Genomic DNA, 12713 nt, shown 5'->3' on the forward strand with positions numbered 1-12713 from the left:
CGATAGCCCCGAACAACTATTGAGTTTCATGATTTCCACACATTACTTCTCGCTTATCTACCTTTGTAGATAGTAAAAAAAGGACAGTTTAAAAAACGGTCCTTTTTTATGTTTTAAATTAAAAGCATTAAAAAGAGTGATGATGCTTATAAACACAAGAATGAAGGTTTAATAACCTTATAACAAAGGTCGTTTAGCTTAAAAAGTTTCATTTTCTAAAATAACAACAGAATCATTAGTCATTCTTCCAGCCTCTTTTGTATAACTAACAAGTCGTTGTATATTATCACAACAAAGCTTTGCTCCCCATACGAGTAATGGAACACCAATAAAATCAATATGGAACCTTCTTGAAAACAAGCCTCCAAACGTCATAGGAAGTGGCACCGTTGGTGATGTATTTGAAAAAATGATTTTTTCATTGTTGTGATATTGCTGTTGAAGAATTTCTCCTAAATTCTTCATAGCTGGAACAACTAACTTTGATGTTCCGTGCCCTATTGTATAAACTGGGTTTCCTTCCTCATCTCGTCCGTGAAAAATAATTTTTCCCATATCAGAAGTTTTAAGTTTATTGAAATAATCTACATTTAAAATTTCTTCTTTTGTTAATTTTCGATCAGTTGGAAGTTTGTTCAAATGATATGCTGCTGCAAGTGAAGTTGTATGTGTTCCGCCAAAGTCGGTATAAATAAAAATCATTGTATCATCCCTTGTCGTAAACGTTCATTGTCTATTAGTATCACCGTTTTTACATTTACTAATCAAAGGAGAAACTATTTCTATCCCTTACTCGTTAATTCTTGATATTTTCTCCAAATATAATATCTTCTACTAATGATAGTACCAAGCGTCATACATAAAAAGGCATTTGTCACAATTGTTAATGCATAATGTGTGTTACCAAAAAACATGCTTTGTTTAATAAAAATTTTTGCCCCTAAAATAACAAGAAGAAAAATGCTACTTACCCAATTTCCTTTCCGTAATACATGGCCCGTTTCACTATCCAATCGGAATGTTAACAATCTCCCTCTTACCACACCGAGTCCTAAACCGATTAAGAAGGTTGTAAGAAATATAATGCTTTCCCATAAGGTTAAAGCTCCCATATGAAAAATGGATTGAACGGTTACGTATAGAAGCAAAGCTGGAACAAGCCAAAGACGATTGACTTTTACTTTACGCTCTCTTCCTTGCAATAAAACAATGATAAGAATAACAAGAATGATATCCATGCTTCTCCCCCAATTCCATACTGTAATATTAAAAATTATATTCAGCTCTAACCATTCCATACTTTCGAAAACAGGGTAATACCTTTTGATTATAAAAAATAAAAAAAAGCAATCATCAGACTGTAGGCTGATTTATGGAGCTTTAATATAAAAAAAAGACGCTCATGTTGAGCGCCTTTTTCTTGTTTCTTGAAGAAAATATTTGTTATTCCACCTATTAAAAGTTGGTTCAATTGAGTGTTTTTACAAAGCAAAAACATTCATGTACTCGCTTAAACTGTTTCTGTATATCTCCCCTATCTTTTCCAACATAGTGTGCAAATGCTTGAATTGGAAATAAGTTGGGTGTATTGCTTTTGAGTACTCCATTTACCTCTTTTTCCTCATCCATATATACGTGTAAATAGGAATCAGTATTTAAAAATTCATTTTTTTCGTACCATTGATGTACCCACATATCATCCCTTGTCCAAGCTTCTAATCGATTTAACTGATGTTTGATTGCTAATTTCTCTGCCTCATATAAAAGTCGATTCCCTATTCCTTGTCTACGAAAATCTGGATGGATAGCAATATGCCAAACCATACCACCGAGACCTACTCCTTTTGAACAAACGGTGCCTTCTTCTAATTCGTATTCAATATCAATTAATCCAACTATTTCTCCATCATGTACAGCTACTAATTCGATAGCAGGATTCTCATATTTTTCTTTTTCTCTAAGAACATTGTCATAGTAAGCGGTATCTAAAAATGATAATGTTCGGCAGCGTACCCATCCTGTTTCATCTTCTTGTTTATATTGTCGAATTTCCATAAAAGCCCCCATAAAATAGCATTTTAATATTCTTATTCCTCTAAATATATTTCGATATCAATATAAGAAGACCTTTTTATATTGCAAGGATATAAAAAGAATATGCACCAAACACACTTACAACTAGACAACTTTTTCTATTCAGCAGATAACTTAATGCCATACAAACTCCAATTAACATTTACTAGATGAGATACCCCTAGCACTACAAAATACAAGCTAAAAAAATAAAAACAGCCTTTTTAAAGGCTGTTACCAATATCATTCTAGTTATGGGCAGTTAATTCGTTTAAAACATGATTTCGCTTGTTTCTTTTAATGTGACAAACCTGCCACCTAACGTATTGTTGTGGTGTTCTACAATTTGAGAAGCTGAAAGTACTGCAGTATCAAATGTGCTATGAGCATCTTTTACCAATATATTCTCTTTATACCCTATGCTATATGCTCTTCTACAAGTAGTGTCCACGCAAAATTGTGTTTGCATGCCTGCAATGATTAATTTTTTCGATTCCTAGTTCTTGTAGTTTTTCGTGTAATGTTGTTTGGTAGAAAGCATCCAAAGAAGACTTTCGAATAACAGTGTCTTTTGCTAATGGCTGGACATCACGATGGATTTCCCATGTTAACTTCCCTTCACTCAGCACACTATCAAAACCAGGATCAGTATGCTGTATATAAATAACTGATATATTTGATTGACGTGCTTTTGTAAGAAGCGAAGAAATGTTATGGAGTACTTCTTGCTCGTTCCCTAAAGACCCGCCTTCATAAGAAAACATAATGTTTTGGACATCTATAAGTAATAAAGCAACTTTCTTATTCATCTCACTGCATCCCCCTATTTCGCTATACTATATAATAAAATATCTAAATTTATTATATTGAGAGAATCCCTGTATTTTAAGATTGTAAGAAGCTTTGGATAGGAGCACACTAGTATTTTTCAAAATGTATGTTTTGAATTCTGAAGTAAGAATGAGATCCCTTGCATTTTCACTTACTACGATTAAATTATTTTGATCATAAATCAACTCAAAAAGGAAGAACATATTAAATATGACTAATAGGAATCAATTCGTGTTAACTCCCCTTTAATGTAATGCTCTTTGTAAATTACTTTATTTCTATGTATAATTAAATAGAAAATTCTATCATTTAGAATAGAGGTGACAATCATGAGAAGTTTAGGTTCATTAATAGTCTCTACTGTATTTTCGGCATTCTTTTTAATTTGGAATAGCTATAATTTCTATCTTAAGTACACAACAGCAAGTACATATTTGTGGGTTAGTGGCACCCTAGCTGTTTTATTCCTTATATTCTTTATTGGCAACATGCGAGATATCATCAAGAAAAACTATATAACTTCGGAATCAAGATAAGGAGCCTATATTGGTTCCTTTAAAGAAACACTCTTACTTTGCTTTGTAGTTTTTACTGTAGCGATATAGACACCTATTAAAACTAGTATCATTCCAATAACTTGTTTCCAAGTCATTGCGGAACCATAGAATAAAACGGAAATTAATGTAGTTACAATTGGAGTAAGGTTTAAATATATGCTTGCTTTACTTGCTCCAATCTGTTCCACGCCTTTGTTGAATATAATATATCCAACAAGAGTTCCACATATGACCATATAAAACATCTCTAGCCATCCTTGAACTGACATACTTGGAATACTTCCCCATCCCCCTTCAAATATTGAAGTAATTGCAAGGAAAACGGCTCCTATTACAGTCATAATTGTAGTAGCGAACAAAGGCGATACGTCTTTCATTACGGATTTGCCAACTAGACCATAAATTACACCACATGTTAATGCTGCAATAAACAATACATCACCTATATTAAAAGCTAATGAAAGTAACATATCCAGAGATCCCTTTGTAATAACTATAACAACACCAATTAATGATAAAGCTAAGCTTATTCCTACTTTGTTATTCCATCTTTCATTTAAAAAAATTATCGCACCTAACGTGACAAAGATAGGCATTGTCGCAATGATTAAAGAACCATTGATTGCAGAAGTATAATTTACACCCAAAAAGAAAAGTGCGTTATATCCAAAAATTCCAGTCAATGAAACTAGTAATAAACCTTTCCATCTTTTCTTTAAAGTAGCTATGTGCCATTCTGATTTAATCGTTAAATAAATCATGAGTATGATGCCAGCTATCCCAAAGCGAAGTGTTGCAGCTACAAGAGGTGGAATTTCCGTTACTACATGTTCTGCCGTTGAAAATGAACCACCCCAAAATAAAGGCACTAATAGCATTAAAAAGTATATTTTGTTTGAAGTGTTGTGACTTTTCATTTTTTGCTCCCCCTATTTTCAAAGTTCATTGTAATTACGTTTATATGTTCAAACTTATAAACGTGATTATTAAAAAAATTAATATCCTGCTTCAATTGCGGATACCAACTCTTTAATATGCTTCAAAAATTCATTCGTACTTAAAGAATAATAAATTTCTTTCCCATTTTTGTTTGGAGTAATCAAGCCTGCTTGCTTTAAAATTTTCAAATGGTGAGATACAGCAGGTCTAGAAATATTCATGTTTTCAGTTATTTGATTTACATTAAGGCTATCATTTTTAAGTAAAACCATGATTATTTGTTGTCTATTAATATCACCTAACGCTTGGAAAATCGGTGTTGTTAATCTAAATTGTTCTAAGATATTCTCTCGGTTTTTGCATTCATAATTTTCCATAATCTACATCCTTATCGTTATAATATTTTAAACACGTTTAAACATTTAAACCTATGGGGTGTGTACGTACTGCTTTAATCAAATCATTAACAGTTAGTGTACTTTCTTTTGTGCTTAAATGCTCTTCTACTTCAAGCTAATCCTGTAATACTATTAAAATCTCTGCGAACAACAATGAATCGATATCTACTTCTTCTTTGGCAACTTTAATTATTACATTCTGTACTTTTTCATAACTAAACTTAGCCCCTGTTACATTAGATATAACGCACGAACTTTCCATTTATTTGTAATTAACAACCCCGTAATTAGAAGTTTATTCCAAAATTCATAAATTGTAAATGTATTTTTTGAGAATTTATATTATTTTTCATATTTCATTAGATGCCCTAAAAATAGAATCCTTTAATTGGATGTACTTTTGTTCTTGGATTAACTCATCTTGAATTTGTTTTAAATAATTCATAATCAGTCGTAGCATAGAACCATTAGTTTTCTCAGCCAATATATTAAAATAGATTTATAATGAAAAAAAGAAAGTTTAATGATATTTATTGAGTAGCTTGCTAAGAAGTTTTGTAATACAAAAATGATGTTAATCATAATAACTTAATCAAAGGAGTTGAATAGAGAACAAAATGAAAAAAATATTGATGAAGTATATGACTAGATTTACAACACTAAACGAAGAAGAACAACAGGCAATCGTTGAAGATGTACAAATTGAAGAATATAAAAAAGGAACAATACTCCTTAGACAAGGAGATGTTCCGACCAAATGTTATTTTGTATTGAAGGGATGTGTAAGGCAGTATTCTATAGATAAAACGGGAAAAGAGGTCACATCCAATTTTTACACAGAAGAACAAGCCATTTCGAATTTTAATCATCATAAACAGGATAAAGCATCCGTGTACTCTTTAACTTGCCTAGAAGACTGTATATTGGTCGTTGGCGACCTTAACACCGAAAAGGACATGTATAACAAACACTCACAATTGGAAACAATGACACGCCAAATGATCGAGCATAACTTTGGTGAGGTACAAGATGAATTGGCTTCGTTTATTGCATCTACACCAGAAGAACGCTACAAAGCACTATTACGGAAACGACCTCATTTAGTCAATCGTGTCCCCCAACATCAATTGGCGAGTTATCTTGGTATTACCCCAGAATCATTAAGTAGAATCAAGAAGCGAATCAAAAAAGATACGTTTTAGAAAGTTGTCATACATCTTTCGGGACTTTTCCTCCTTTGAATAGCAGCCATATACCAAAGCCCAATTCTCCTACAATCATTGGTACACTAAATCCAATTCTAAGAATTGAAATTACCGTATCATATTGTGAAAGAATCGTGCTAAATAAATTAATGACAATATAGCCTATTGCAGCAAGCAACAATAATATGCTAATGACTTTAGGTATTCTATCTGATTTGAGGGCCAAATACGCTACAATCATGAGATGCCCGCCAAAAATGATCAATCCTATAGACCAAATAAATTCAAATGCTTCAAGAAACAACATCATATGTGCCTGAAGTTGATCAATTTTAAATAATGATAAATAGTCTGTGCTTTTCGAAAGAAGCAATACAAAGATTAAATTCAGTATGGCAATGCCCAATATAGTCGCGTAAGTAAGACGGAGCCAGGCACCGAGCAATGAGAGGCTTTGGTTAATTGGCTTCAGAAAGATATAAAAAGCCCAGGCGACCACAATGTCAGTGATCAGGATGATGACCCACCCAAAGATTTCAGCTTTGAAAAGCATATTTGATGACTTAATGTTATTAAAAGTGGCGCTGGCATCTCCTTGCACCACAAGGTTTCCATGGACAAAACCATAGGAAAAAAATGCAGCAAGTGTCATGATGATAAGTGATATGCCCGCAATGAGAGCGGATTTTCGTTGATATGATTGTTTTTTTACTGATGTATCCATAATATACCCTCCTATATTACAATGTTGGTTTTATTTTAATAGGAAGATTATGACTGGTCATTGACTTAAATCAAGAATCCAAATCATTTTGGGATTTTACAATTATACATATTACTTTGAAACAAATTAAAACTACCACTTTCTACTTTTTAATAGAAAGTGGTAGTTTTAATTTACTCGGGATATCGGAATGAAACTCTGTAGTATGCTGTACAGAAAATGAATATCCTTCTTGAATAAACGACACCTCATTATTATAAAAATCAAATGGAACATTGTTTTGCCGAAAATTCTCTTGAATCTCTTGTAAGAATGAAAGATCCGATGTTCCAAAAGAAACGTGTATTTTCGGCGGCAAAGCTTTCATTGCGATTGGGAGCCAAGGTCTATTCCACCAATTCGCAACAATATATGCTGTTCCGCTAATTACAAAATTGAAAATCTCTCCGTCCTTAATTGTATTCATGCGTAAATTTGATTTTAGCCACTTTGTAAATGCAGGTACACTTTTAACTGGAAGACCTATTTCTCTTACGTATAAAACGTTGAGAGGTGAATGTGGAATTAAAACATCTTCTTCCACATAGTTATGAGCAATAATTTCAAGAAGATTTCCATCTCCATCACGAAAGTATAGATTCAAGCAACCATTTTCTTCATCAATTGTGTGACCATCCTTCCATTTAGCAATAAGTAGGCCTGATTCTTCAATCCACTTTGCTGTTTCGAAAAATTTTGAAAATGGGACTTGAAAGGCAAAGTGAGCTGGCACGATGGGCTCATATATTTCATGAAAACTAATTGTTGTATAAGGTGTTATTTGAAATTGAACAAATGATGCAGTTTCTTTTTTTATTGGCAAAGATAATATATCTCGGTAAACTTGCTTTACTCCTTCTATAGAAAGTGTTTGTAACTTTATATCTGAAATATGTGTAATCATTGTAATCAACCTCCCAATTCATTATGTCTATTAATATTTTATTTGAATAACTAACAGAAAAAATCAATCTGAAGAGTGAAATTACAATTAAAAAACTACCACTTTTGTAGTAAAAGGACTGAGTGTAGCTTTGAATAAAATAAGATATACATCGTCATTTCCTCGCCTTTCCCTTTATTCTGTATACCTGCATACCAAACATGTTTATATCATATATTGGTACAAGTAACCATACATATCCTATCTATATGACGCATAAAGCGATAATACAGACATTGTAATATATTGTAATAAGAAAGGAGCATGTTTTGTGGAATCACGACCTTCAAATAAAACTGTGTACGGAAATATCCCCCACCCTATAAGAGATGATGGCGCTGGCGCGACCGATTTTGGTCCCCGGGACATCATGCGAGATATTGAAAACCCTGACATGTTAGTTCCGCCGATCACCGACGCCGGAACGATCCCTAATTTAAAGTTTTCTTTTTCTGACACCAATATGCAGTTAAATCACGGCGGTTGGTCACGACAAGTAACGATTAGAGAACTACCGATTGCAACCACGCTTGCGGGGGTGAACATGCGTCTAACGCCGGGCAGTGTGCGTGAGTTACATTGGCATAAGCAAGCTGAATGGGCCTACATGATTTTAGGGCGGGCACGAATCACTTCGGTCGACCAGGACGGACGGAATTTTATAGCCGATGTCGGCGCAGGGGATTTGTGGTACTTTCCAGCCGGAATTCCACACTCGATCCAAGGACTCGAGGAAGGTTGCGAATTTCTGCTCGTGTTCGACGATGGCAACTTCTCCGATTTCGATACCTTCTCTATTACTGATTGGTTCGCTCACACACCAAGGGGCGTGCTGGCTGCGAATTTCGGTGTACCGGAAAGCGCCTTTGCTCACATCCCTACAAAACAACGATACATTTTTCAAGCAAAGGTGCCCGGCTCACTGGAAGGTCAGAAGATTTCGGATCCTTATGGTACTGTGCCAAAAAGCTTCACACATCGGCTGCTTGCACAAGATCCGATTGTGACTCCGGGCGGGACGGTACGTATAGTTGATTCCACCAACTTCCCCATCTCAACTACAATTGCGGCGGCGTTGGTGGAAATCAAGCCAGGCGGAATGAGAGAAATGCATTGGCATCCGAATAACGATGAGTGGCAATATTACCTCTCAGGAACTGGGCGCATGACGGTATTTGCAGCGAATGGCACAGCTCGGACTTTTAATTACCGGGCTGGCGATGTAGGATATGTACCGTTCGCCATGGGACATTACATCCAAAACACAGGTCATCAAAGCTTATGGTTTCTGGAGATGTTCAAGAGTAATCGCTTTGCTGACGTGTCATTGAACCAATGGATGGCGCTGACTCCAAAAGAGCTAGTAGAGGAACACTTACATGTAGGTCCAGAATTGATGAACGCGCTACGCAAGGAAAAATGGCCTGTCGTCAAATAGATGATTATATCAATGTTATTTACTCTTATCTATTCTCATTACATTCGGATTTAACGTTAAGATGGAACTCCTTACCTATCTAGTGATGCTGCTTGATGGGGTTATTGGCAAGGACAAGGTGATAGATAACACAGTTATAACTCATATTAAAACGATCTAAATATAATATTTCTCTAGAATAGAAGATTATCCATTTCAAAAACTTATAATTATCTTTTGTTATTCATAATTAACGCCCTCTTATTATGTCACAACCGAAGCAGAGCAGAGGGCGTAGTATAATTGCAATTAATCTACAAAACAGAAAGTATTTTTCGGTCTTGAAAAATAGGTGTAATCCTTATACAATCCATCAAAAATAAATAACACCCATTTAAATACTAAGTCCAAAAGGTACAACGGTGTAACTTTTTTATAAACAGTTAAACTTTATTTCCAATCCACAAATGGAACTATATTAGGATGTAAATAGCTTAAGACATGTATAGACACTACATTAATAAAGGTAGTAACAACCAAATACCCTTAAAATATATTAAGAAGACTATACTTTTATCTAGTAGTAACATCTGTACCTTCTTTGAAATAATATGCTTTTGAAGGTCTTAAGATTGTTACAAAAAGAATGGTAGCAAATAATGTACCGACAATAGCAAAGACAAGACAAATTAACTGTAATGAGAACCACTCTGCTAAAAAACCTAGAAGAAGTGTGAAGACTATTTGAATAAAACCTTGAATCATATCAGTTAGGCTTCCAAACCTACCCATAATTTTTACTGGTACATTACTTTGAAAAAAGGTTGCATACCCTGTGTTTGCAAAAGCCATAAAGAAACCTAGAAAAGCAAACGAAAAAGTTGCAGCGATAAAATTAAAGGATGAATAAAAAAATACATATCCTATAGATGTTAGTAACATTCCGGCACCTATATATAACTTTAGATGAATTTTGTTAACCAAAACTGCTGCAACAAATGCTCCAGCTAATGCACCAATTCCCGTTATACTTACTATTATTCCGTAATCTCTATCAGTTAATTTTAAGTTTTGTTTAATATATGTAACTTCTTGTGAATCTAATGCAAATCCAATTAACATTGCACCTTGAAATAATAAATACACCACAATGAAATATTTTGCATTTTGGATGAATTTCTTCACTGTTTTCCAATCTTCAATTAGAGTTTTTAAATGAATAGGTTCTCGTATTTCCCCTATATCTTTATCTACATTAGGAAGTAGATATATAAACAACGCACAAATTAAAAAAGTAATGGCATTAATAATAATACATAAATCTGTACCAAAGTACATAATAAGAATTCCAGAAATTGCTGGACCGATTAGAAAGGCACCTGAATTGGTCATACTCATAATTGAATTGAATCTTTTACGTTTTTCTGACGGAACTAATTTAGTAATATAAACAGTTGAACTTGGTCCAAAAAATGCCCCTACGATATTAACTAGCAAGAGTAATAAATATATAAACCATAATGAGCCTATAAAAGGAATTAACATAATCAAAATTCCTCTAACAATATCAATACATATCATTAACCTTCTTTTGTTAACTCGATCAATTACACTCCCAGACCATGTATTCGTGATTAATATTGCAATTGGCCTAATGATATAAAGACCTGCAACGGCTGTAGCAGAACCTGTTAAATTCAAAATTGCTATATTAAGTGCAATTAAGTAAATCCAATTTCCTAAGTATGAGATGCCTATTCCTGATAATAAAAGAATAGGATTTTTCCAAGAATTCAATTTGTCACTCCTTTTCTTTCTGAATTTTAATTGATTACAGTATAACTAAAACAATTGCTCTTTTTAGATTATATAACAAATTTTTAAAAAATTATAAAAATAGTTACTTTAGGCTAGATTCTTGTCTACTGTGATAACAAGAGGCTTTGAAACATGAAAAGACCGCAAAGCTTTCCTAAAAAGGCACTTTTCTACATAAACCATGGATTTAAAGTTGACTTTCGTTGATGAAATCAACCATAGGGAAACTCAAAATAATTTTCTTAATTTACAGTTAGAGGTATCACCACATCGCCGTCAAGTTAAGAAATATATTCTTTCCTAAAACGAAAAAACGAGCTAAATTCTCATAAATAACTATAGGGATATAAAATTTTTGTTTTGGGATTTTTCGAAATCTTAGCTTGATAGGTATATGGTGATACCTAAAATACACCTAATAAATTTGATTTTAAAATTACTCCAACATTTGATAATCCAGCGAAAATAAATTTAATTGAGCCGTTTATTTTAAGAGTTCATATGCGATAAATGAAATATAAATATTTGTAAGATAGTAAAATGGTTTATAAACATCTATCAATGCACCCGTTTCCCTTTTAGTCTCAATGTTTTAAGATTGATTTAATACATAATGTTATTTTTTCTTAAAAATGTTATTATTCTCTATGTTATATGCAATTCATATATTAGAGGATAAAGAATTTGAAGGGTGGAACTAAAGTGATTAGTGATTTAAAAAGGGCAGCCTTATCTTCGTTGAAAGGCCGTTGGGGATTAGGAGTGGGAACAACATTTCTTCATTATGTCATTCCTGCAGTAGGTATGTATTTTATTGGAATATTACTAACTCTGTTGTTTGGTTTATCTTTTGACATGATACGTGAGTCTTCGGTAGACTATTCGATTACAGGAGAACTTCAAACAGGTACAATATCCGCTTTTTTTGTTGATTCTTCTCTGTATATTTTTTTAGCTATTTTATGTATCATTTATATTGCTGCACAAAGTGTTATGAGTTACGGATATTATAACTTTACATTGTGTTTAGCAAAAAATGAATCTACTACAATTGGTAATTTATTTGAAGGATTTAAGAAAAACAATTTATTTAGATCTATGAAGCTTGGTATCTTGCAAACCATATTTATCATTTTATGGAGTTTATTATTCATTATTCCGGGTATTATAAAATTTTTCTCCTATTCTATGGCTTATTTTATTTTGTTAGAGAATCCTGAATATACGGCAAGTGAAGCAATTAAAAAGAGCAAAGAAATGATGAAAGGTCATAAGTTAGATTTATTCATACTTTGGTTAAGTTTTATTGGTTGGTTTATTTTAGGGTCTTTTATAGGACTTTTCACTTTGAGCATCCCGTACTTATGGATTTCCCCATACTACAATACAACTGTATCTCATTTTTATTTAACTTTAGCTAACAGAGAAAATATTGCGGAAGAAACAACATTTACAAAGAAGGGTTAGATAATCTTATCAAATCGTTATTATAAAAAACAGAAGAATAACTAAAAGAGATCTTGCTACCATCGAATTAAGGTGAATTTGTATCTATATTAATGAAAAAACGCTATCCTTTTAATAGAATCATTGAAAAGGATGGCGTTTTTATGAATATTTCACTAACAGAACAGTTGCAACTCTTCGCTCAGGAATTACGATAGCTTTTATCCCCCAGTGGGCATAAAAGCTATTCTTAGGTTGATGGACATGTGGCGGGTGGGCCCCCATATATATCAAACTTTTCGTTATTACATCGAAGATCCATC

13 protein-coding genes and 1 pseudogene are annotated in these 12713 nt (G+C 33.3%); 3 read left to right on the top strand and 11 right to left on the bottom strand.

Annotation, left to right across the window (positions count from 1 at the left end; translation table 11 throughout):
* Positions 1–198: 198 nt before the first annotated feature.
* From ACIQ7L_RS00825 to ACIQ7L_RS00855, 7 genes are all read right to left on the bottom strand, one after another.
* Entirely contained in the window at positions 199–702 is a 504-nt protein-coding gene (locus ACIQ7L_RS00825; protein ID WP_400565561.1) for a DUF3189 family protein, read from the bottom strand.
* An 80-nt stretch (positions 703–782) separates the two neighbouring features.
* Positions 783–1238, bottom strand: a complete 456-nt coding sequence (locus ACIQ7L_RS00830; protein ID WP_400565563.1) for a CcdC protein domain-containing protein — start codon at positions 1236–1238, stop codon at positions 783–785.
* 229 nt (positions 1239–1467) lie between these two features.
* A complete protein-coding gene (locus tag ACIQ7L_RS00835; protein ID WP_400565566.1) occupies positions 1468–2055 on the bottom strand; it encodes a GNAT family N-acetyltransferase in 588 nt (195 codons plus the stop codon).
* A gap of 289 nt (positions 2056–2344) precedes the next feature.
* Positions 2345–2542, bottom strand: coding sequence for a cysteine hydrolase family protein (locus tag ACIQ7L_RS00840; protein WP_400565568.1), 198 nt, complete (start codon positions 2540–2542; stop codon positions 2345–2347).
* A complete protein-coding gene (locus ACIQ7L_RS00845; RefSeq protein WP_400565570.1) occupies positions 2508–2882 on the bottom strand; it encodes an isochorismatase family protein in 375 nt (124 codons plus the stop codon). The genes ACIQ7L_RS00840 and ACIQ7L_RS00845 overlap by 35 nt, the downstream gene beginning before the upstream one ends.
* Before the next feature lie 563 nt (positions 2883–3445).
* Complete coding sequence (locus tag ACIQ7L_RS00850) at positions 3446–4378, bottom strand: DMT family transporter (protein WP_400565572.1); 933 nt, start codon at positions 4376–4378, stop codon at positions 3446–3448.
* A gap of 78 nt (positions 4379–4456) precedes the next feature.
* Positions 4457–4777 (bottom strand): ArsR/SmtB family transcription factor, encoded by a 321-nt coding sequence (locus ACIQ7L_RS00855; protein WP_335361102.1) that lies wholly within the window; start codon positions 4775–4777, stop codon positions 4457–4459.
* Positions 4778–5415: 638 nt separating this feature from the next.
* Here ACIQ7L_RS00855 and ACIQ7L_RS00860 point away from each other — a divergent pair.
* Positions 5416–6000, top strand: a complete 585-nt coding sequence (locus ACIQ7L_RS00860; protein WP_400565575.1) for a Crp/Fnr family transcriptional regulator — start codon at positions 5416–5418, stop codon at positions 5998–6000.
* Positions 6001–6007: 7 nt separating this feature from the next.
* On the opposite strand, the gene ACIQ7L_RS00865 is transcribed toward ACIQ7L_RS00860, so the two are convergent.
* On the bottom strand, positions 6008–6727 hold the full coding sequence (locus ACIQ7L_RS00865; RefSeq protein WP_400565578.1) for a DUF4386 domain-containing protein: 720 nt from the start codon (positions 6725–6727) through the stop codon (positions 6008–6010).
* A 142-nt stretch (positions 6728–6869) separates the two neighbouring features.
* The gene (locus ACIQ7L_RS00870; RefSeq protein WP_400565580.1) at positions 6870–7670 is read right to left on the bottom strand and encodes a VOC family protein; all 801 of its coding nucleotides are present in this window, start codon (positions 7668–7670) and stop codon (positions 6870–6872) included.
* A 310-nt stretch (positions 7671–7980) separates the two neighbouring features.
* On the opposite strand from ACIQ7L_RS00870, the gene ACIQ7L_RS00875 reads away from it, so the two are divergent.
* Entirely contained in the window at positions 7981–9147 is a 1167-nt protein-coding gene (locus ACIQ7L_RS00875; RefSeq protein ID WP_400565581.1) for an oxalate decarboxylase family bicupin, read from the top strand.
* Between the two features lie 552 nt (positions 9148–9699).
* On the opposite strand, the gene ACIQ7L_RS00880 is transcribed toward ACIQ7L_RS00875, so the two are convergent.
* Both ACIQ7L_RS00880 and ACIQ7L_RS00885 read right to left on the bottom strand, forming a co-directional pair.
* Positions 9700–10923: an MFS transporter gene (locus ACIQ7L_RS00880; RefSeq protein ID WP_400565584.1), complete on the bottom strand. Its 1224-nt coding sequence runs from the start codon at positions 10921–10923 to the stop codon at positions 9700–9702.
* A gap of 111 nt (positions 10924–11034) precedes the next feature.
* A pseudogene (locus ACIQ7L_RS00885) lies at positions 11035–11112 on the bottom strand (IS6 family transposase); the annotation flags it as partial.
* Between the two features lie 534 nt (positions 11113–11646).
* Between ACIQ7L_RS00885 and ACIQ7L_RS00890 the strand changes: the two are divergent.
* On the top strand, positions 11647–12411 hold the full coding sequence (locus tag ACIQ7L_RS00890) for a DUF975 family protein (RefSeq protein WP_400565587.1): 765 nt from the start codon (positions 11647–11649) through the stop codon (positions 12409–12411).
* Positions 12412–12713: the final 302 nt, after the last annotated feature.

It is taken from the genome of Bacillus sp. NPDC094106 (assembly GCF_044764345.1).
Taxonomy (GTDB): Bacteria; Bacillota; Bacilli; order Bacillales; family Bacillaceae_G; genus Bacillus_A.

Excerpts from the sequence above, each read along its gene's own strand:
- ACIQ7L_RS00825 (WP_400565561.1), bottom strand. The coding sequence starts at position 702 with ATGATTTTTATTTATACCGACTTTGGCGGAACACATACAACTTCACTT.
- ACIQ7L_RS00830 (WP_400565563.1), bottom strand. The coding sequence starts at position 1,238 with ATGGATATCATTCTTGTTATTCTTATCATTGTTTTATTGCAAGGAAGA.
- ACIQ7L_RS00835 (WP_400565566.1), bottom strand. The coding sequence starts at position 2,055 with ATGGAAATTCGACAATATAAACAAGAAGATGAAACAGGATGGGTACGC.
- ACIQ7L_RS00840 (WP_400565568.1), bottom strand. The coding sequence starts at position 2,542 with ATGCAAACACAATTTTGCGTGGACACTACTTGTAGAAGAGCATATAGC.
- ACIQ7L_RS00845 (WP_400565570.1), bottom strand. The coding sequence starts at position 2,882 with ATGAATAAGAAAGTTGCTTTATTACTTATAGATGTCCAAAACATTATG.
- ACIQ7L_RS00850 (WP_400565572.1), bottom strand. The coding sequence starts at position 4,378 with ATGAAAAGTCACAACACTTCAAACAAAATATACTTTTTAATGCTATTA.
- ACIQ7L_RS00855 (WP_335361102.1), bottom strand. The coding sequence starts at position 4,777 with ATGGAAAATTATGAATGCAAAAACCGAGAGAATATCTTAGAACAATTT.
- ACIQ7L_RS00860 (WP_400565575.1), top strand. The coding sequence starts at position 5,416 with ATGAAAAAAATATTGATGAAGTATATGACTAGATTTACAACACTAAAC.
- ACIQ7L_RS00865 (WP_400565578.1), bottom strand. The coding sequence starts at position 6,727 with ATGGATACATCAGTAAAAAAACAATCATATCAACGAAAATCCGCTCTC.
- ACIQ7L_RS00870 (WP_400565580.1), bottom strand. The coding sequence starts at position 7,670 with ATGATTACACATATTTCAGATATAAAGTTACAAACACTTTCTATAGAA.